The sequence below is a fragment of the Solicola gregarius genome (assembly GCF_025790165.1).
GTDB classification, from domain to species: Bacteria; Actinomycetota; Actinomycetes; order Propionibacteriales; family Nocardioidaceae; genus Solicola; species Solicola gregarius.
This window is the reverse complement of sequence record NZ_CP094970.1, coordinates 1,478,945-1,499,081: the sequence shown is the minus strand read 5'-3', so window position 1 is coordinate 1,499,081 and position 20,137 is coordinate 1,478,945. Positions and strand designations below refer to the sequence as shown.

Genomic DNA, 20,137 nt, shown 5'->3' with positions numbered 1-20,137 from the left:
GGCTGAAACGTGCGGGCCAGCGGGGCTCAGTAGACCAGCGCCTGGGCGTCCTCGCGCAGAGCTTCCTCCACGAACGCCGGCGCGCCCGCGATGCGTACGCCGTCGAGCACGTCGTCCGGGCCGATGTCGCGGCGTTTCGCGCACTGCGTACACAGCGTGACTCGGCCGCCCGCGAGTACGCCGGCGAGCAGTTCGCCCAGCGGAGCGGCGTGCGGCAGCTCGAACTCGGCGGCCCGACCCGGCAGCGCGAACCATGCCGACTCACCCGTGAGCCACAGTGAGACGTCGGCCCCGGCCGCGACTCCGGCGGCCGCGACCGTGAACGCCTGGTTGCACCGTTCGGCGGCGTCGGCGCCCGCGGTGACCTTGATGACGAGGGATCGGCTCATACGGCAGAGGCTACGTGGGCCACTAGGCTGACTCACTATGGCTTTCGAAATCCCCGAAGACCTCCATCCCGACCTGGTGGCGTTCGCCTGGCTGCTCGGGCCGTGGCACGGCAACGGTCGCGGCGAGTACCCTGGGATCGACCCGTTCACGTTCGAACAGGACGTCGTGTTCGCTCACGACACCCGGGCGTTCCTGCACTACTTCAGCCGCACCTGGCTCACCGACGACGACGGTGAGCGTACGGGGCCGGGGCCGATCGAGACCGGGTTCGTGCGCCCGGCGGGCGACGGCGAGGTCGAGATGGTCCTCGCGCATCCGACCGGGTACGCGGAGGTCTGGTACGGCACCATCGAAGGGCCGCGCATCACCATGAACACCGACCTGGTCGCACGGACGAACACCGCGACCGAGTACACCGGCGCGCAGCGGATGTACGGCCTCGTCGAAGGCGACCTGATGTACGCGTACGACATGGCCTACGACGGCAACCCGATGCAGTCGCACACCTGGGGTCAGCTGAAGCGCGCGTGAGACGCGCCGCGCGGGCGTACGACCCGCTCCTACACTGAACACATGACCAGTCCGAGCCCCTTGCTCAAGCTCGACGGCGCCGTCGGGGCCGATGCCCCCGACGAAGGCGTCGCGGCGCACTACGGCTCGAACACCAGGGAGCAGCGCCGGTTCGAGTCGGGCGACGGCTTCGTCGACCTCTCGCACCGTGACGTGCTCACCATCGCAGGCGCCGACCGCCTCGGCTGGCTGCACTCGCTCACCACGCAGCACTTCGAGAACCTCGAGCCCGGACACACCGTGCAGGCGCTGCTGCTCAGCCCGCAGGGCCGGGTCGAGCACGCGTTCACCGGCGTCGACGACGGCGAGACGTTCTGGGCGCACACCGAACCCGGGCGCGGCGCCGCGTTGATCGAGTGGCTCGACTCGATGCGGTTCATGATGCGCGTCGAGGTCGGCGACGCGACGGACGACTGGGCGGTCGTCGGCAAGCCCGGGCTGACGTACGAGCTGGTCGAACGCGATCGCCTGGAGGCGTACGCCGACGAGGCCGGCGCCCCGGTCGGTGTGTGGGCATGGGAGGCGAGCCGGATCGCCTCCGGCCAACCACGGCTCGGGCTCGACACCGACGAGCGAGCGATCCCGAACGAGCTCGGCTGGCTCACGACCCCGGGGCGGGAGAGCGCCGTCCATCTCGACAAGGGCTGCTACCGCGGCCAGGAGACGGTTGCCCGGGTGCACACTCTCGGGCGTCCGCCGCGACGGCTGACACTGCTCTACCTCGACGGCTCCGCCGAGCGCCTGCCCGTCCACGGCAGCGCACTCACCCTCGACGAGCGCACGGTCGGCTTCGTCGGATCGACGGCCCGGCACTACGAGCTCGGCCCGATCGCCCTCGGCGTCGTGAAGCGCAACGTACCCACCGATGCGACCCTGCTCGCCGACGATGTCGCCGCCTCCCAAGAGGTGCTGGTCGACCCCGAGGTCGGCCTGCACGTACGCGCGTCCTTGCGCTGATACCTTCGCCCGCCCCGTGGGCCGCACGTTCGTGTGGGACACGCCGGCGTGTCGCCGCGCAAGCGTGCGGCCCACGGCGCGGTGGTTCGCGGCGACGAGTTGGCGGGCTCGGATTCGTATGCCCGGCCCACGCGCCGCGGCGCGCCGCATGACAATCTCGGCGGATGCAGACTCTCCTCCGTGGCGGCCGGGTGATCGATCCCGGCACCGACCTCGACACGGTCGCCGACGTCCTCGTCCGGGACGGCGTCGTCGCGGCCGTCGGCAGCGACCTCGCCGCGCCCGAGGGCACGTCCGTCGTCGACGTCACCGGGCTGGTCGTCGGACCCGGCTTCGTCGACCTGCACAGTCACGTGCACACGATCGCCGGCCAGCGGCTGCAGGCGATGGACGGCGTGACCACGGCGCTCGACCTCGAGGCCGGGCTGATGCCGATCGCGCGCGCGTACGCCGACGCAGCGCAGGAGGGCAGGCCGCTGCACTACGGGTTCTCCGCCTCGTGGGGAACGGCCCGCGCGCAGGCGCATCTCGGCATCGACCCGGACGCCCGGCTGGACTCGGCCCTCGCGCTGCTCGGCGAACCCGGCTGGCAGCGGACGTCGTCGCCGGCCGAGCTGACCCAGTGGCTGTCGTTGCTCGAACGCGACCTCGCCGACGGTGCCCTGGGCATCGGCATCCTGATGGGGTACGCGCCGCGTACCGACCCGCGGGAGTTCGTCGCCGTCGCCGAGCTCGCCGCGCGGGCGAACGCTCCGACCTACACCCACGTGCGGGAGCTGGTCGAGGCCGACCCCACCACGCCGATAGACGGCTCCGAGGAGATCGTACGAGCGGCCGCCGAGACGGGTGCGGCGATGCACCACTGTCACGTGAACAGCACCTCGAGGCAGCACGTCGACCGGGTGCTCGGCCTGCTCGATCGTTCGCGGGCAGAGGGATCGCGGATCACCGTCGAGACCTACCCGTACGGCGCCGGGAGCACAGCGGTCGGCGCGTACTTCCTCGCGCCGGAGCGACTGCCCGCATGGGGGATCGGCCCGTCGAGCATCGTGCTGATCGAGACGGGCGAGCGGGTCGCCGACGAGTCCCGGCTCCGGGAGGTACGCGCGAGCGACCCGGGGGCGGAGTGCCTCGTGGAGTTCCTCGACGAGCGCGAGCCGGCCGACCGGGAGCTGCTCCACCGCGCGCTCGCCTATCCCGACGCGATCGTGGCGAGTGATGCGATGCCGGTGCTGTGGGGTGACGGGATCATCGACTCGCGTGAATGGCCGCTGCCGCCCGGCGGATCCACGCACCCGCGTACGTCGGGCACGTTCGCGAAGTCGCTGCGCCTGATGGTCCGCGAGTCCGGTGTGTGGACATGGGCGGAAGCGTTCAGGCGCTGCTCGTACCTCCCGGCGAGGGTGCTGGACGACACCGCGCCGACCGCCCGCCGCAAGGGCCATCTCGGCGTCGGCGCGGATGCGGACATCGTCGTACTCGACCCGGACCGGATCAGCGACGCGGCCACGTACTTCGACTCCACCCGACCGTCGGTCGGCGTTCGGGAGCTGCTTGTCGGCGGGGTGCCGGTCGTACGCGACGGCGAGCTGCTGACGGATGCGTACCCGGGCAAGCCGCTGCGTGGCGAGCCGGGCTGACCCGCGACTCCGCGCGGAGCCCTTCGACCGGGCGTGGTGGAAGTCACCCAATCGTCGGCGCAAGTCTTGTGTGGTCGTACGAACCTCGACCGGAGAGCCTGGGCCTACGCTCGGGCGAATCCCGGCATAGAGGAGCGGACATGGCGAAATTGACCGAAGTCGGTGCGTGGCTCGAGCAACGCCTCCCGGAGCTGCTCTCGGAGCACAAGGTACCCGGAGCGGCGGTCGCGGTGATGGCCGGCGACGAGGTCATCGACACGGCGGCGGGCGTGCTGAGCAAGGCGACCGGCGTGGACGCGACCGCGGACTCGTTGTTCCAGGTCGGTTCCATCACGAAGGTCTGGACGGCGACGTTGTTGATGCAGCTCGTCGACGACGGCAAGGTCGACCTCGACGCGACCGTACGTACGTACCTGCCGGATTTCGCGATCGGCGACGACGATGCCGCGAAGACCATCACGGTGCGGCAGCTGATGTGCCACGTGGCGGGGTTCGAGGGCGACATCTTCACCGACACCGGCACCGGAGACGACTGCGTCGAGAAGTACGTCGCGACGCTGTCGGATGTCCCGCAGCTCTTTCCGCCAGGGGAGATGTTCTCGTACAACAACGCCGGCTACTGCGTCCTCGGCCGGATCGTCGAGGTGGCGCGCGAGAAGCCGTTCGACCATTGTGTACGTGACCACCTGTTCACTCCCCTCCAGCTGAAGTACGCCGCGAACGGGCCGTACGAGGCGATCCTCTACCGTGCGGCGGTCGGCCACATCCAACCGACACCGGACGCCGACCCCGAGCCCGCGCCGATGTGGGCGCTGGTCCGCTCGAACGCGCCGGCGGGCGCGATGCTGGCGATGCGACCGCGGGATCTGCTCGCCTTCGCCCGGATGCACCTGGACGGCGGGACGGGGCCCGACGGCAACCAGGTCCTCAGCCCGGCGAGCGTCAAGGCGATGCAGGAGCGCCAGGTCGAGCTGCCGGACCTCGGCCTGATGGGGAACGCGTGGGGACTCGGTTGGGAGATCTTCGACCTCGAGGGTGGCACCGTGATCGGCCACGACGGCGGGACGATCGGCCAGAACGCGTTCCTGCGGATGGTTCCCGGCCGCGACGTTGCCGTTGCCCTGTGCGCGAACGGCGGCAACCCGATGCCGCTCTACACCGAGATCGTCGGCAGAGTCCTTCACGAGCTCGGCGGCGTCGATCTGCCCGCTCTCCCCGCACCACAGGCCGAGCCTCCCGCAGTCGACGGCAGCCGGTACGTCGGCACCTACTCGTCGACGGTGAGCGACAGCACCGTGTCCGTCGACGACGGCGGCCGGATCTGGCTGGACAGCACGCCGAAGGGTATTGCGAAGGAGCTCGGTGCATCGCCGGAGCGGACCGAGCTCGTCGGGTGGCGCGGCGACACGTTGCTTCCCATCGAGCCCGACCACGGCCTGCACATGCCGCACGCCTTCGTCGGCGACGACGGCGACGGGCACACCGCCTACCTGCACACCGGACGCGCCGACCGCCGGGTCGCGTCGTGACCGACGGCGCCGACGAGATCCGGGAGGCGTTCGCCGCAGCGGGCGCCGACGGGTTCCTGTACGCCCGTGAGGTCGGCGTCGAGAACGGGCCCGAGGTGTGCGTCCGCGGTGACGACCCCGTGGTGCTCGCGTCCGTCTTCAAGATCCCACTCGCCGTCGCGTACGCCCGCGAGGTCGTGGCGGGCAGGCTCGACCCGACCGAGCGCGCGACGGTGACGGCGCGCTACCGGATCGGCGGCATCGGAACCGCCGGCTGCGCCGACGACGTCGAGATGAGCTGGCGAGACCTGGCCCGGAACATGCTCACGATGAGCGACAACGCCGCGACCGATGTGGTGTTCCACAGGGTCGGTCAGGCGGCGGTCGACCGCGTGGTCGACGATCTCGGTCTGGAGCGGACGCGGCTGACCGGGTGTTGCGAAGACCTGTTCGCGTCGATGACCGCGGATCTGGGTATCGGTCCGGACGACGATGTCGACGAGTCGCTCGACGCTGCGAGCGCGGAGCAGATCTGGAAGCTGTCGGTACTCGACCCGGCGCGTACGATCGCGTCGACCCCGCGCGAGGTCGCCATCCTGCTGGACGCGATCTGGACCGACCGCGCGGCCACCTCCGAGGCGTGCGCCATCGTCCGCGACATCATGGCGCAGCAGATCTGGCCACACCGGCTCAGCAGCGGCTTCGAGTCGGGCGTCCGGATCGCCGCCAAGACCGGCACGTTGCCCGCCGTACGCAACGAGGCCGGAGTCGTGACGTACCCGGACGGCCGCCAGTACGCGGTGGCGGTCTTCACCCGTGCGCACACGCTCGACGAGCGTCAGCCCGCCGTGGATGCCTCGATCGGTACGGCCGGACGGATCGCAGTCGAACGGCTGCGGTCGTCGTGAACCCGTCTCTCGCCACGTCACCACGAGAACCTGCCTGGAGGCAGTCGATGCGAACACCCCGAATCCTCCTTTCCGCGCTTACGATCTCCGCGCTCGCCCTGACAGCGTGTGGCGGCGGGTCGAGCGACCCGTCCACCGGCGGCGATCCCGTCGACGGCAAGACGTTCACGATGGCCGTCGCGACCGATCCGGGCAACCTCGACCCGGCGCTCACCGTGCTCTCGGTCACCCGTCAGGTCGACCGGTTCCTGTACGCCCGGCTGGTCGAGACCCAGGACGACGGGACAGTCGTCGAAGGGCTCGCCGAGAAGTGGAAGGCCGACACGGAGAACGCGACGTTCACGCTGCGCGAGGGCATCACGTGTTCGGACGGCTCGCCGCTGACCGCGAGCGACGTCGCCGCAAACATCAACTTCGTCGGCGACCCGAAGAACAAGTCACCGCTGATCTCTGTGCAGATGACGCCGGGAACGACGGCGACCGCAGACGACAAGGCCCGGACGGTCACCGTCAAGAGCGGTGCTCCGGACCCGTTCCTGCTGCTGAACGTCGGCTCGTTGCCGATCGTCTGCGGCACGGGGATGAAGGACCGCAAGCTGCTCGCCAAGGGCGAGGCCGGAACGGGCATGTTCGAGGTCTCGGAGATCGTCCCGAACGATCACTACACGCTCAAGCGCCGCGAGGACTTCGCGTGGGGCCCCGGCGACTGGGACGTGGACGAGAAGGGACTACCCGACGAGGTCGTCATCAAGGTCATTCCGAACGAGTCGACGGCGGCGAACCTGCTGCTCTCCGGAGACCTGAGCGCCGCCACGATCGTCGGCCCGGACCAGGAACGCCTGGCCGCCCAGAACCTGTTCCACGCGGACCTGCGCGCGCCGATCGGGCAGATGTTCTTCAACCAGACCGCGGGTCGGCCAACCGAGGAGGAGGACGTACGACGTGGTCTGGTCCAGGCTCTCGACCTGGACAGCGTCGGCGATGTGCTGACCGCCGGGAAGGGTGAGCCGGCCGAGGGCATGGTGACGATCGCGCCCAACCCATGCAAGGGCGACACCGTGAGCGGCAATGTGCCCGAGTCCGACACGGCTGCAGCCGAGGACGCCCTCGACTCCGCAGGCTGGAAGGTCGGTTCGGACGGCATCCGCGTCAAGGACGGCAAGAAGCTGTCGCTGACCGTTCTCTACTCCACGCAGACCGGCCCGACGGTGGCGTCCGGGGCCGAGCTGGTCCAGCAGACGTGGAAGAAGGCGGGCGTCGACGTCGAGCTGAAGTCGGTCGACAGCACCGGCCTGAACGAGGCCCTGTTCAGCACCGGTGACTGGGATGTCTCGATGGGGCCGTTGACCACCGGGCTGCCGAGCTGGGTCGTTCCGTTCGTCTCCGGCCCGACGCCACCACAGGGGACGAACTTCTCGCACATCGAGAACTCGGCGTACGACGCCGCCGTGCAGAAGGCCTCGGGCAAGCCCGGCACGGAGGGCTGCGACGACTGGCAGGCCGCCGAGACGGAGCTCTACAAGGCCGTCGACGTCGTCTCGTACGTCGACTCCGTGGTGCCCACGTTCGGCAACGGCACGGAGTTCAAGGCCAACGACGGCATCGACCCGGCCTCGATCCGCATGTACGAATGAGCGGACGGCGAGTTGTCCGGGGCGACCAACTCGCCTCTGACTTCTCGTACGGGACGACGATTACCCGCGGGCCGTGAGCGACAACACTCGGGTGCGCGAGCGGTGTGAGCGAGGGCGGAGGCAGCGATGGCGAGTACGACCGTAGGTCCGGCCGCTGCGCGTACCCCGCTCTCGCTTCGAGACAACGCTTGGGTCGGCTTCGGCCTGCGGCGACTCGGGCGGTTCGTGGTGTCGATGTGGGTGCTCGTCACCGCGGCGTTCCTGATGATCCACCTGGTGCCCGGTGACCCCGTCCGCGCCGCCATGGGGATGAACGCGCCGGTAGACGTGGTGGAAGCACGCCGCGATGACCTCGGGCTGAACGACCCGCTGCTCACCCAGTACTGGCACTTCCTCAAGGGGCTGTTCACCGGCGACCTCGGTACCTCGTTGACCACCACCGAGCCGGTGACCCAGGTCATCTCGGATCGCCTACCGGCGACGCTGCAGCTCGCGGTGCTCGCATTCGTGCTGGTCATCGCGCTCGCGCTCCCGATCGGCGTGACGATGGCGGTGCTCACCCGCGGCGGCCGCAGGCGCGGCGGCGAGCTGGGGTTCGCGGCGGTATGCGTCATCCTCGCCGCGATTCCGGAGTTCCTCCTGGCGGTCGCGCTGGTGTACGTGTTCGCGGTCAACCTCGCGTGGTTCCCGGTCGCGGGAGATGACGGGCCGGCGTCGTTCGTCCTCCCGGTCGTCGCGCTGGCCCTCGGTCCGGCCGCCGTGATGGCGCGGATCGTCCGGGTCGAGACGCTGTCCGTACTTGGCAACGACTTCATCCGAACCGCGCGCGCCAAGCGGTTGCGGCCTCGCCTGATCTACACCCGGCACGCACTCCCGAACGCGTTGACCGCGACGCTCACCCTCGCGGGACTGTTGCTCACCTCGATGGTCGCCGGAACCGTGCTGGTCGAGAACATCTTCGCCTGGCCGGGCCTCGGCACGATGATCGTGCAGTCCATCCTGCAGAAGGACTACCCGCTCGTGCAGGGCATCGTGCTCGTGTACGGCGCCGGGGTGCTCCTCGTCAACCTGATCGTGGACATCGTGCTCGGCCTGCTCGACCCACGCTCGACGATCCGGGAGTCCTGATGAGGCGGGGCGTGTCGAGGTGGCTGCGGGTGCTGCGGACCCCGCTGGGCATCAGTGCGGTGCTGCTGCTGACGGCACTGATCGCGCTGGCGATCTTCGGCCCGATGCTGTGGAGCGACAACGCGTCCGCCGTCGAGACGGACGCGATCCAGGAAGGCCCGTCGGCCGACCATCTGCTCGGCACAGACGCGCTCGGCCGCGACATCTTCTACCGGGTCCTCGTGGCAACGCGGCTGTCCGTCGGCCTCGCGCTGCTCGCGACCCTGATCGGGGTCGTCATCGGCACGCTGCTGGGCACCGCACCATCGGTGCTGCCGCGGCGGACCGGGCGCCTGGTCACCGCGGCCGTGAACATCGCCGTCGCGTTCCCAGGGCTCCTGCTCGCGCTGTTCTTTGCGGTGATCTTCGGCGTCGGTACGACCGGTGCGGTGCTCGCGATCGGCCTGGCGACGGCGCCGTCGTTCGCCCGACTCACCCAGACTCTCTCGGCGTCGGTCGCCGGCCGTGACTACGTCGCCGCGGCGCGGGTCGCCGGCGTCGGCCGTCTCCGCCTGCTCACCCGCCACGTCCTGCCGAACATCGGCGAGCCGCTCGTCGTCAACGCGACCATCGGAGCCGGTGCCGCCCTGTTGGCGTTCGCCGGGTTGTCGTTCCTCGGCATCGGCGTGCAAGCGCCGTCGTACGACTGGGGGCGGCTCCTCGGCGAGGGGTTGAGCCGGATCTACATCAACCCCGCCGCGGCCCTCGGCCCTGGCGTCGCTGTAGTACTCGCCGGGCTCGCGTTCAACCTGTTCGGCGAGATGGTCGCGACGGTCGTGGGCGAGCGCACGCCGACGCCTCGCATCGGTGCACCGCCCGAGCCGGCTCGCCCGTCGACTGCCTCGGCGCCCGCTGCCGGCGCACCCGTGCTCGCCGTCGAGGATCTCCGGGTCAGCTTCCCCACTCCCACCGGTTGGCTGACTCCCGTACGCGGTGTGTCGTTCGTGGTCCACCCGGGCGAGGCGGTCGGCGTGGTCGGGGAGTCGGGCTCGGGCAAGACGCTGACCGCGCTCGCGGCGTCGCGGCTCGTCGAGGAGCCCGGTGTCGTGACGGCGGAGCGGCTCGACTTCGACGGCGTACCACTGCTGTCGACTCCGGAGCGCGAGCTGCGCGGTCTGCTCGGGCGCTCGCTGGCGATGGTCTTCCAGGACCCGACGACGTCGTTCAACCCGACCCGCAGGATGGGTCGCCAGCTCGCCGAGGTCGCAGAGGAACACCAAGGGCTGAGCAGACGGGACGCGATCGCCCGCACCGTGGAGAAGCTGACGTCGGTACGCGTCCCTGCGGCACGCCGGCGCGCGCACCAGTACCCGCATGAGTTCTCCGGTGGTATGCGTCAGCGCGCCATGATCGCCATGGGCCTGATGAGTACGCCGAAGCTGGTCGTCGCCGACGAGCCGACGACCTCGCTCGACGTGACAGTGCAGCGACAGGTGTTGCGGCTGCTCGCGCAGGTCCGCGCCGACACGGAGGCGGCGATCGTGCTGATCAGCCACGACATCACCGTGGTCTCGCAGACCTGCGATCGCGTACTCGTCATGTATGCGGGGCGAATCGTCGAGGATCTCCCGGCATCCGACCTGCACAGTCGCGCGCAGCACCCCTACACGCGTGCGCTGCTGGCCGTCGTACCCGACCTCGACACCGACCGCGAGCAGCCGCTGGGCGTCATTCCGGGAAGGCCGCCGGAGCCGAGTCGCATTCCCGAAGGATGCGCGTTCGCGAACCGGTGCCCGCTCGCGACCGACGTCTGCCGTACCGAGGATCCGCAGCTGCTCCGCGTCACCGACCGGCATCGCGTCGCCTGCTGGAACCCGGTCGTCGACGAGGCCGAGGTCGAGCAGCCGATCGGCGAGCGCGCGGAGGTACAGGGATGAGTGCACTGCGGTTCGAGAACGTCAGCGTGCACTACGGCACCCGCCGGACCGGCCTCACTGCGGTCGACGGCGTCACGCTCACGGTTCCTTCCGGCAACGTGGTCGGCCTCGTCGGGGAGTCGGGATCGGGCAAGTCGACGCTCGCCCGTGCGGCCGTCGGACTCTCGCCGGTCAGTGCCGGTGCCGTGCTGCTCGACGACACCGACGTACGAAGGCTCCCGCGCCGCAACCGCCCGATCCAGATGGTGTTCCAGGACCCGTACTCCTCCCTCGACCCGCGGATGACCATCGGAGACTCGATCGCCGAGTCGATGCCGCGAGGGGTACGCCGTGCGGAGCGCCGGTCCGAGGTCGCTCGCCTGCTCGAGGTGGTGAACCTCGACGCCGACCGGGCCGCGATCCTGCCCGGCCAGCTGTCCGGCGGACAACGGCAGCGCGTCGCGCTCGCCCGTGCGCTCGCCGCGGATCCCCGAGTCGTGATCGCCGACGAGATCACCTCCGCGCTCGATGTCTCCGTCCAAGGGGCGGTGCTCAACCTGGTGCGCGACGTCCAACGGCGCCTGGGCCTCACCATGCTGTTCATCTCGCACAATCTGGCCGTCGTGCGATACATCAGCGACTACCTCGCCGTGATGTACCTCGGTCGGATCGTCGAGGTGGGAACGGTCGAGCAGGTGCTGAGCGATCCCCAACATCCCTATACCCGTGAGCTTCTCGACTCCGCGCCGTCGCGTCACAGTGGGTTGTTCTCCGCCGAACCCGACGCCGTGGCCGACTCGGAGCCGGCCGACCCGCACGACCCGCCAGGTGGCTGTCGCTTCCACCCACGCTGCCCCGAGGGGCCGCTCGTCCACCCCGACCGCGAGGTCTGCTCGACGGTCGACCCGGCGACGGTCGCCGACGCGCGTACGCACCACGCCGCCTGCCACTTCGCGGCGGTCGCATCTGTCGGCGCATCCCAGTCCGAGTCGCTGATTTAGGCCGCGCGCACAAGGTCATCGGCCGGTGATCGCGAGAGGCTCGGGCCGGAACCGCACTTCCGAGGAGGAATGACATGGCTCGACCCGTCACCATCGACGACCTGTACAACCTCGCGCTGCCGGAGCAGCCCGCGGTCGGTCCCGACGGCAGCATCGTGTACGTGCTGCGTACGACCGATCGCGAGGCCGATCGTGACCAGCGGGCGCTGTGGGTTCTGGAACCCGAGGGTGGCGCGGCGCGCCCGCTGACCCGTGGCACGGGCGACACCGCACCGGCCTGGTCGCCGGACGGCACCCGGATCGCGTTCCTGCGGCCCGTAGACGACGCTGCGCAGGTGTGGGTACTTCCCAGCGGGGCAGGTGAACCGGAGCAGGTGACCCGGCTTCCGCTCGGGGCAGGAGCCCCGGTGTGGAGCCCGGACGGCGCCCGGATCGCGTTCGCCTCGCCGGTCGACCTCGCCGCGAACGCGGCGGCTGCGCCGATCGTGGCCGATCGGTTGGGCTACAAAGCCGACGGCGCCGGTCTGCTGCGTACGATCCGTCAACACCTCCACGTAGTCGATCTCGACAGTGGCGAGGTTCGCCAGGTGACCCACGGCGACTGGCATGCCGGCGATCCGGCGTGGTCGCCGGACGGCACTCGCCTTGCGTTCTCGGCGGCACGAGACGCCGACTCCGACCTGACATTTCGCACGCCCGCGTACGTGGTCGACGTCAGCGTTCGCAACTCCCGACCGGAGCGGGTCGGCGCCGATGGGTGGCAGCTCGGTCCCGTCTGCTGGACGCCCGACGGTGCCTCCCTGCTCGCGGTCGGGCGCACGGACACGCGGATCGGACATGCCGGACTGCTGCGTATCCCGCTCGCGGGTGGCGAGCCCGTCGACCTTGCGGCGCCACTCGATCGCAACGTGATGCCGGGCGGGCCTGGATACGCCGGCGGCCTTCCCCAGCTCACGTCCGCGGGCGACGCAGTCCTGTTCTGCGTACGCGACCGTGGCCACACCCATCTGTACGAGGTCGGCCTCGACGGCGGCGACCCGCGTGGGCTGGTCACGGGTTCCGCCAACGTCTCCGGACTGTCCGTTGCCGGCGACGCCGTCGCGGTGGTTGTCGCGACACCGACGTCGTACGGGGAGATCGCGACGATCGACCGTACGTCCGGCGAGCCGACGCCGCGTACGACGCACAGCCCGGCCGAGATGGAGCTGCGGACGCACGAGGAGCGCGAGTTCACGATCTCCGACGGCACGGTCGTACACGGATGGCTGCTGCGCGATCCGCAGCGTTCCGGTCCGCTTCCCCTGTTGGTCGACATCCACGGCGGGCCGCACAACGCGTGGAACGGCGCGGCCGACCCTGTCCACCTGTACCACCAGGAGCTTGCCGATCGCGGCTGGGCCGTGCTGCTGCTGAACCCCCGCGCGAGCGACGGTTACGGCGAGGAGTTCTTCACCGCCGGCGCTGCCGCGTGGGGGCAGGCGGATGCGAAGGACTTTCTCGAGCCGGTCGACCGGCTCGTGGAGGAAGGCGTCGCCGACGCCGACCGGCTCGCCGTGAGTGGGTACAGCTACGGCGGGTTCATGACCTGCTACCTCACCAGCCGCGACAACCGGTTCGCGGCGGCCGTCGCCGGTGGTGTGGTGAGCGACCTGACCAGCATGGCCGGGACCTCCGACGTCGGCCACTATCTCGGGGAGCTCGAGATCGGCGGTATGGCCTGGGGCGAACCCGAGCAGTTCGCGGCCCTCTCGCCGTACACCGGGGTCCAAGACGTACGTACGCCCACGCTCGTACTGCACGGCGCGGACGACGACCGGTGCCCCGTCGGCCAGGCGGAGCAGTGGTTCAGCGCATTGCGCGAGCTGCGCGTGCCGAGCCAGCTGGTGCTGTATCCCGGTGCGTCACACCTGTTCATCCTCGAGGGCAGGCCGTCACATCGCGCCGACTTCAACCGCCGGATCGTCGACTGGGTGGAGCGGTACGCCGCGCCGCAGGCACGTCGGGGTCGTCCCCAGCTCGTCGGTGACCACTGGCAGCAGCGGTTGTCCGAGCTCGCCCGCGGCGCACTCGGTCCCCGGCGCGTCGCTGGGCATCCTGCGGATCGGTGGCGACTCGAAGGAGGTCGCGTTCGCGCAGCACGGCGTGCTGAGCACCGCGACGGAGGTCGAGGTCACCGACGACACCGTCTTCCAGATCGGCTCCATCACGAAGGTCTGGACCTCGACGGTCGTGATGCAGCTCGTCGACGAGGGCAAGCTCGACCTCGACGCGCCGCTGGCCGAGGTGCTCCCGGAGCTCCAGCTCGCCGACCCGGACGTCGCGAAGCAGGTCACCATGCGTCATCTGCTGACGCATACCAGCGGCATCGACGGCGACATCTTCACCGATACCGGTCGCGGCGACGACTGCCTCGAGCTGTACGTCGATCAGCTCGCCGAAGTCGGGCAGAACCATCCGCTCGGCGCGACGTTCTCGTACTGCAACGCGGGCTTCAACCTCGCCGGTCGGGTGATCGAGAAGATCACCGGGCAGACGTGGGACCAGGCGCTGCGGGAACGAGTGTTCACGCCGCTCGGGCTGGCGCACACGGTCACGCTGCCCGAGGACGCGCTGCTGTTCCGTGCTGCCGTCGGCCACGTCGCAGAGGGTGACGAGGACCCGCATCCCGCGCCGGTGTGGGGGATCCCGCGCTCGTCCGGGCCTGCCGGCCTCGTCACGGCGAGTGCCGCCGACGTACTCGAGTTCGCGCGGATGCACCTCGAAGGCGGGGTCGCGCCGGACGGCACCCGGGTGCTCAGCGAGGCTGCCGCGGCCGCGATGACCGAGCACCAGACCGACGTACCCGACCCGTACACGCTCGGTGACTCCTGGGGGCTCGGCTGGATCCGGTTCGGCTGGGACGGTCACCGGATGATCGGGCACGACGGCAACACCATCGGGCAGTCGGCGTTCCTCCGCATCCTTCCCGAGCAGGGGATCGCGGTCACCCTGCTCACGAACGGCGGCAACGCGCGAGACCTGTACGAGGACCTCTACCGTGAGATCTTCGCCGAGCTCGCCGGTGTCGCCATGCCCGCACCGCCGACGCCGCCCGCCACACCACCGGCGGTCGACGCGACGCGGTTCACCGGAACGTACGAGCGGGCGAGCGCGCACATCGAGGTGCTCGAGAAGGACGACGTGTTGCGTCTCCGCCTGACCGCCACGGGCCCGATGGCCGCGCTCATGGACGAGCCGACGCACGAGTTCGACCTCGTGCCGGTTGCCGACGCGCTGTTCGCGTTCCGCGAGCCGGGCACACAGACCTGGACGCCGGTGGTCTTCTACTCGCTGCCAACGGGCGAGCCCTACGTGCACTTCGGAGTGCGGGCTACGCCGAAGGTCTCCTGATGATGATGATCGACGACATCGAGACTCTGGTGCGATGTGAGTCGCCGTCGGACGACCGTGATGCGGTGGCCCGTAGCGCGGACCTCGTTGCCGAGGTGGGAATACGGCTACTCGGCGTACCGCCCGAGCGCATCGTCCTCGACGGGCGTACGCACCTGCGCTGGCGGTTCGGCGAAACACCTCGCGTACTCGTGCTCGGCCATCACGACACCGTCTGGCCGATCGGGTCGCTGGTCGCGCATCCGTTCGAGGTACGCGACGGAGTCCTGCGTGGCCCGGGGTGTTTCGACATGAAGACCGGCGTGGTGATGGCGATGCACGCGATCGCCGCACTCGACGACCGGGACGGCGTGAGCCTCCTCGTCACCGGTGACGAGGAGATCGGCTCGGTGACGTCTCGCGAGCTGATCGAGGACGAGGCGCGTGACTGTGCAGCCGTCCTGGTGCTCGAGGCATCCGCCGACGGAGGTGCGGTCAAGACCGAGCGCAAGGGCACCTCGCTCTACGACGTACGCATCGAGGGGCGCGCCGCACATGCTGGGCTCGAACCCGAATCCGGCGTCAACGCGGCGATCGAGGTGGCGCACCAGATCCTCGCGGTGGCCGAGCTGGGTGACGAGGCAATGGGTACGACGGTGACGCCGACGGTTTCCGCGGCCGGTACGACCACCAACACGGTCGCAGCATCGGGACATTTCTTCGTCGACGTACGCGTGCGGACCAGTGCCGAGCAGGAGCGGGTCGATCGTGCGATGCATGCCTTGACCCCGGTACTCGACGATGCCCGGATCACCATCGAGGGCGGGCCGAACCGGTCACCGTTGCAGGCGACTGCATCCGCCGACCTGTACGCGCGAATCACCAAGCTGGCAACGCAGCTCGGGATCGAACCACCGGGGCACGCCGCGGTCGGTGGCGGATCCGACGGCAACTTCACCGCCGGCATAGGCGTACCGACGCTCGACGGACTCGGGGCGGTGGGCGGCGGCGCGCACGCCGACGACGAGCACGTCCTCGTGGCCGAGCTGGCTCAGCGGACGGAGCTCGTCGGAGCGCTCGTACGCGACGTACTGCAGTCGGTTGCCACCGATGCGTTGGTGCAAGGGAGGTAACCATGAGCATCGTCACCGATCTGTCGGTCGACACGGGTGGTTCCGCACGGGTCGACGCCGCGGTCGCGGCCGCGGAGGCCGCGGCAACAGCGTCCGGGGTCACTGTCCGGCAGCTCGACGGCATGGACGAGCTGCGTCGGGTATGTGCGCTGTACGACCGCATCTGGGGCTTCGGCGCCAAGGGCGCGCCGGTGACGTCGGAGCTGTTGCGTGCCATGTCGAAGGCGGGAAGCTACGTCGCCGGGGCGTTCGACGGCGACGACATGGTCGGGGCGTGTGTCGGGTTCTTCGCACCGCCAACCGAGGAGGCCATGCACAGCCACATCGCCGGTGTCTCCTCGCGGACCCGTGGCCGCAGCGTCGGCTTCGCGCTCAAGGTGCACCAACGTGCGTGGGCGATGATGCGGCAGGTTTCGGAGATCTCGTGGACGTTCGACCCGCTGGTGGGGCGCAACGCGTACTTCAACCTGGTCAAGCTCGGTGCCCGGCCGGTCGAGTACCTCGCGAACTTCTACGGCCCGATGCACGACGGGATCAACGGCAACGACGACACCGACCGCCTCCTCGTCTCCTGGGAGCTCGACGACCCACGGGTCGTTGCAGCGTGCAGCGGAGCGCATGCGGTCGTGGATCTCGCGACCGAGCGAGCCTCCGGAGCCGTCTCCGCGCTGGAGGTCTCGGAGACGGGCGAGCCGGTGGTGTACGCGACGGAACCCGGGCGGACCGCATTGGTCGCCGTACCGCCCGACATCGAGGGCCTGCGAGCGAACGACTCTGCGTGTGCGGCGCGGTGGCGTACGGCCGTGCGAGACGTACTGGGCGGCCTCCTCGCCGACGGTGCCTGCATCCGTGCCTTCGACCGCAGTGACTTCTATCTAGTGGACCCAGGAGACCTGACATGAAGCTCACCGGAGTAGAGCTGCGCACCGTCGAGCTACCGCTGGTGGCGCCGTTCCGTACGTCGTTCGGCACCCAGACCGTACGCGAGGCGCTGCTGCTTCGCGCGGTGACACCGGAGGCCGAGGGTTGGGGCGAGTGCGTCGCGATGGCGGAGCCGTTGTACTCCTCGGAGTATCTCGAGGGATGCGCCGACGTACTCCGGCGCTATCTGATCCCGGCTCTCGGCCGGGCCGGCACGTTCGACGCGAATGCGGTGGCCCCGCTGCTCGCGCCGTTCCGCGGTCACCGAATGGCGAAGGCGGCGCTGGAGACGGCCGTCCTGGATGCCGAGCTCCGGGCGCGCGGGGTCTCGCTCGCGCGCGAGCTCGGTGCCGTGCATGATCGGGTGCCGTGCGGTGTCTCGGTCGGGATCATGGACTCGATACCCGCGCTCGTCGACGCCGTGGCCGGATACCTCGAGACCGGGTACGTACGGATCAAGCTGAAGATCGAGCCCGGCTGGGACGTCGAGCCGGTCCGCGCCGTACGCGAGCGGTTCGGCGACGACGTGCTGCTTCAGGTCGATGCGAACACCGCGTACCGGCGAGGCGACGCGCGCCACCTCGCGAAGCTCGATCCGTTCGACCTGCTGCTGATCGAGCAGCCGCTCGACGAGGAGGACATCATCGGCCACGCCCAGCTGGCGCAGGCGATCTCGACGCCGGTGTGCCTCGACGAGTCGATCGTCTCCGCTCGTTCCGCGGCCGATGCGATCGCGCTCGGTGCCTGCGCGATCGTCAACATCAAGCCCGGACGGGTCGGCGGGTATCTCGAGTCGCGCCGCATCCACGACCTGTGCGTCGCGCACGACATCCCGGTGTGGTGCGGCGGCATGCTGGAGACCGGCATCGGTCGGGCGGCGAACCTGGCGCTCGCCGCACTTCCCGGTTTCACGCTGCCGGGCGACACCTCGGCATCCGACCGCTACTACGCAACGGACGTGACCGAGCCGTTCCGCCTCGACGACGGGCACCTGCCCGTTCCGACCGGCCCGGGACTCGGCGTGGACCCGGTTCCGGACGCTCTCAATGCGGTCACGACCCGTACGGAGTGGATCGCCGTCTGAGCGCGGACCCCGCGCGTACGGGCGGTCCGCGTCACGACCTGTTCGTGGCGACGAAGAGGCGCTAACGTTTCGGTCGTGCGAGACGAATCTCCCGATCGGCCTGTCGGTCTACCGTCGATGGTGTGCTCGTACCGGTGACTACTCGACCTCGGGCCAGCCTCGGCCGCGTACTGGAGGATCTGGGCACCACGCTGCTCGAGCTCGTCTGTGGTGACCCCGATCGGGCGGGGCACATCGGCGGCGTCGTGATCCACGATCCTCTCGATGAGTCGGTGTCGCCTCGGAACGCGATCGTTCTCGGCGTCGGCGTGCGCGAGCCCGCCGCGATCGCCGACCTCCTCGACTCGCTGAGCGAGCACGGCGCTGCGGGTCTGGTCGTACGCGCTCCGGTCGAGGCCGACGCCACGATCGCGAGCGCGGTCGAGCGGTCGGGGGTGGCGCTGCTCGCGGTCACCCGGGGTGCGTCGTGGGCGCAGCTCGCCGCCATGCTGCGCTCGCTCATCGCCGAGGGCGACGTCGGGGAGACGGGCCCGGAGACGTTGGGCGGCATGCCGTCCGGCGACCTGTTCGCATTGGCCAACGCGATCGCAACGCTGCTCGACGCACCGGTCACCATCGAGGACCGCAGCTCGCGGGTGCTCGCGTTCTCCGGGCGTCAGGACGAAGCGGATTCGTCTCGTGTCGAGACGATCCTCGGCCGACAGGTGCCGGCGCGCTTCAGTCGCATCTTGGAGGAGCGCGGCGTCTTCCAGCAGCTCTACCGGAGCCACGAGCCGATCCAGGTGGAGCCGATGCCCGGACCCGATCCGGAGTTCGCGCTGCCACGGGTCGCGCTCGCGATCCGCGCGGGTGACGAGATCCTGGGTTCGATCTGGGCGGCCGTGCGGACGCCGTTGTCGCCCGAGCGCACGCAGGCGTTGCAGGACGCGGTCAAGCTCGTCGCCCTGCACATGCTGCGTCTGCGCGCTGGTGCGGACGTCGAGCGGCGGCTGCGGGCCGACCTCGTCGCGACGGTCCTCGAGGCGGGCCCGGGCGCCGCCGAGGCGCTCTCGCGGCTCGGGTTGGCCGACCAGGACTGCGTGGTGCTCGCGCTCGCACCGGTCGAGCCCGCCGACGACGCCGAGCCGAACGCAACCCGCGCCCAACTGGTCGCAGAGGAACAGCGGATGGCGGATGCGTTCTCGATGCATCTGGGCGCGGTCTACCCGCGATCGGCGGTTGCGCTCGTCGGTGACGTGGCGTACGGGATCGTCGGCGTACGCCGCGACCAACCGGACGCGGAAGAGCGCGCGGTGCTCGTCGCGACCGAGTTCCTCGAACGCATCGGCAGCGGCGACCGGTTGCTCGTCGGCGTCGGCGTGGTGGCGGATGACGACGCAACGCTGGTGCGGTCGCGGATCGGCGCCGACCGCGCGCTGAGGGTGCTGCGACTCGGTCGGACGAGCGCTCAGGTGGCGCGGATCGAGGACGTGCACATCGAGGCGCTGATGCTCGAGCTGGCGGACCTGTCCGCCGCGAGGGGAGACCGTGCGTCCGGGCCGGTGTCGCGGCTGATCGCGTACGACGCCAAGCGGCGGACGTGTCTCGTCGACACCTTGCGCGCGTGGCTGGACGCCTTCGGCGACGTAGTCGCGGCGTCGGCCGCCGTCTATACCCACCCGAACACGTTCCGCTACCGCCTCCGTCGTCTCGCCGAGGTCGGTGAGATCGACCTGTCGGACCCCGATCAGCGCTTCGCCGCGATGGTCGAGCTGCGCCTGATCGGCCGCGCAATGCCCGAGGCCGGCGGCGCCTGAGTCGGCCCATCCGCCGCTGAGAAGGCGGTCCTGAGCCCGCGGACCCAATCACACAAATCGTCCGCGCGCAGCAGATGTTGAAACTTCATCCGACTTCCTTGGTTTCGCTGCGCGACGACCGGCAATTACCTACCGTAGTCGCGTGCTCGCTCAGGATCACCGAGCGTCGCGACACGGGGGAGGTCACTCCCCGCAGACCAATG

At 70.0% G+C, this 20,137-nt stretch carries 15 protein-coding genes and 1 pseudogene; 15 read left to right on the top strand and 1 reads right to left on the bottom strand.

All coding sequences use genetic code 11. From position 1 onward, the window contains the following. Positions 1–26: 26 nt before the first annotated feature. Complete coding sequence (locus L0C25_RS07505; RefSeq protein WP_271635837.1) at positions 27–389, bottom strand: DsrE family protein; 363 nt, start codon at positions 387–389, stop codon at positions 27–29. A 37-nt stretch (positions 390–426) separates the two neighbouring features. On the opposite strand from L0C25_RS07505, the gene L0C25_RS07500 reads away from it, so the two are divergent. From L0C25_RS07500 to L0C25_RS07430, 15 genes and pseudogenes are all read left to right on the top strand, one after another. After that, on the top strand, positions 427–921 hold the full coding sequence (locus L0C25_RS07500; protein ID WP_271635836.1) for an FABP family protein: 495 nt from the start codon (positions 427–429) through the stop codon (positions 919–921). Between the two features lie 42 nt (positions 922–963). Next, positions 964–1,917 carry a CAF17-like 4Fe-4S cluster assembly/insertion protein YgfZ gene (ygfZ, locus tag L0C25_RS07495; protein WP_271635834.1) on the top strand — a complete coding sequence of 318 codons (954 nt, stop codon included), beginning with the start codon at positions 964–966 and terminating at the stop codon, positions 1,915–1,917. Between the two features lie 164 nt (positions 1,918–2,081). Then, entirely contained in the window at positions 2,082–3,557 is a 1,476-nt protein-coding gene (locus tag L0C25_RS07490) for an amidohydrolase family protein (RefSeq protein WP_271635833.1), read from the top strand. A 140-nt stretch (positions 3,558–3,697) separates the two neighbouring features. Then, positions 3,698–5,086, top strand: coding sequence for a serine hydrolase domain-containing protein (locus L0C25_RS07485; RefSeq protein ID WP_271635832.1), 1,389 nt, complete (start codon positions 3,698–3,700; stop codon positions 5,084–5,086). Beyond that, the gene (locus L0C25_RS07480) at positions 5,083–5,973 is read left to right on the top strand and encodes a serine hydrolase (protein ID WP_271635831.1); all 891 of its coding nucleotides are present in this window, start codon (positions 5,083–5,085) and stop codon (positions 5,971–5,973) included. Before L0C25_RS07485 ends, L0C25_RS07480 begins: the two co-directional genes overlap by 4 nt. 47 nt (positions 5,974–6,020) lie before the next feature. After that, on the top strand, positions 6,021–7,607 hold the full coding sequence (locus tag L0C25_RS07475) for an ABC transporter substrate-binding protein (protein ID WP_271635830.1): 1,587 nt from the start codon (positions 6,021–6,023) through the stop codon (positions 7,605–7,607). A gap of 126 nt (positions 7,608–7,733) precedes the next feature. Then, positions 7,734–8,735, top strand: a complete 1,002-nt coding sequence (locus tag L0C25_RS07470; RefSeq protein WP_271635829.1) for an ABC transporter permease — start codon at positions 7,734–7,736, stop codon at positions 8,733–8,735. 11 nt (positions 8,736–8,746) lie between these two features. Next, complete coding sequence (locus L0C25_RS07465; RefSeq protein ID WP_271635828.1) at positions 8,747–10,651, top strand: dipeptide/oligopeptide/nickel ABC transporter permease/ATP-binding protein; 1,905 nt, start codon at positions 8,747–8,749, stop codon at positions 10,649–10,651. Beyond that, positions 10,648–11,631 (top strand): ABC transporter ATP-binding protein, encoded by a 984-nt coding sequence (locus tag L0C25_RS07460; protein ID WP_271635827.1) that lies wholly within the window; start codon positions 10,648–10,650, stop codon positions 11,629–11,631. The genes L0C25_RS07465 and L0C25_RS07460 overlap by 4 nt, the downstream gene beginning before the upstream one ends. A gap of 74 nt (positions 11,632–11,705) precedes the next feature. Then, positions 11,706–13,556 (top strand): annotated as a pseudogene (locus L0C25_RS23965) (S9 family peptidase); the annotation flags it as partial. Further along, positions 13,528–15,021, top strand: a complete 1,494-nt coding sequence (locus tag L0C25_RS07450; protein WP_333908573.1) for a serine hydrolase domain-containing protein — start codon at positions 13,528–13,530, stop codon at positions 15,019–15,021. The pseudogene L0C25_RS23965 and the gene L0C25_RS07450, both read left to right, overlap by 29 nt. Next, complete coding sequence (locus tag L0C25_RS07445) at positions 15,021–16,133, top strand: M20 family metallopeptidase (RefSeq protein ID WP_271635825.1); 1,113 nt, start codon at positions 15,021–15,023, stop codon at positions 16,131–16,133. The genes L0C25_RS07450 and L0C25_RS07445 overlap by 1 nt, the downstream gene beginning before the upstream one ends. A gap of 2 nt (positions 16,134–16,135) precedes the next feature. After that, positions 16,136–17,035: a GNAT family N-acetyltransferase gene (locus tag L0C25_RS07440; protein WP_271635824.1), complete on the top strand. Its 900-nt coding sequence runs from the start codon at positions 16,136–16,138 to the stop codon at positions 17,033–17,035. Beyond that, entirely contained in the window at positions 17,032–18,138 is a 1,107-nt protein-coding gene (gene menC / locus L0C25_RS07435) for an o-succinylbenzoate synthase (protein WP_271635823.1), read from the top strand. The genes L0C25_RS07440 and menC overlap by 4 nt, the downstream gene beginning before the upstream one ends. Before the next feature lie 134 nt (positions 18,139–18,272). Further along, the gene (locus L0C25_RS07430; protein WP_271635822.1) at positions 18,273–19,934 is read left to right on the top strand and encodes a PucR family transcriptional regulator; all 1,662 of its coding nucleotides are present in this window, start codon (positions 18,273–18,275) and stop codon (positions 19,932–19,934) included. Positions 19,935–20,137 lie beyond the last annotated feature (203 nt).

Excerpts from the sequence above, each read along its gene's own strand:
- L0C25_RS07505 (WP_271635837.1), bottom strand. The coding sequence starts at position 389 with ATGAGCCGATCCCTCGTCATCAAGGTCACCGCGGGCGCCGACGCCGCC.
- L0C25_RS07500 (WP_271635836.1), top strand. The coding sequence starts at position 427 with ATGGCTTTCGAAATCCCCGAAGACCTCCATCCCGACCTGGTGGCGTTC.
- ygfZ (WP_271635834.1), top strand. The coding sequence starts at position 964 with ATGACCAGTCCGAGCCCCTTGCTCAAGCTCGACGGCGCCGTCGGGGCC.
- L0C25_RS07490 (WP_271635833.1), top strand. The coding sequence starts at position 2,082 with ATGCAGACTCTCCTCCGTGGCGGCCGGGTGATCGATCCCGGCACCGAC.
- L0C25_RS07485 (WP_271635832.1), top strand. The coding sequence starts at position 3,698 with ATGGCGAAATTGACCGAAGTCGGTGCGTGGCTCGAGCAACGCCTCCCG.
- L0C25_RS07475 (WP_271635830.1), top strand. The coding sequence starts at position 6,021 with ATGCGAACACCCCGAATCCTCCTTTCCGCGCTTACGATCTCCGCGCTC.
- L0C25_RS07470 (WP_271635829.1), top strand. The coding sequence starts at position 7,734 with ATGGCGAGTACGACCGTAGGTCCGGCCGCTGCGCGTACCCCGCTCTCG.
- L0C25_RS07460 (WP_271635827.1), top strand. The coding sequence starts at position 10,648 with ATGAGTGCACTGCGGTTCGAGAACGTCAGCGTGCACTACGGCACCCGC.
- L0C25_RS07445 (WP_271635825.1), top strand. The coding sequence starts at position 15,021 with ATGATGATGATCGACGACATCGAGACTCTGGTGCGATGTGAGTCGCCG.
- L0C25_RS07440 (WP_271635824.1), top strand. The coding sequence starts at position 16,136 with ATGAGCATCGTCACCGATCTGTCGGTCGACACGGGTGGTTCCGCACGG.
- menC (WP_271635823.1), top strand. The coding sequence starts at position 17,032 with ATGAAGCTCACCGGAGTAGAGCTGCGCACCGTCGAGCTACCGCTGGTG.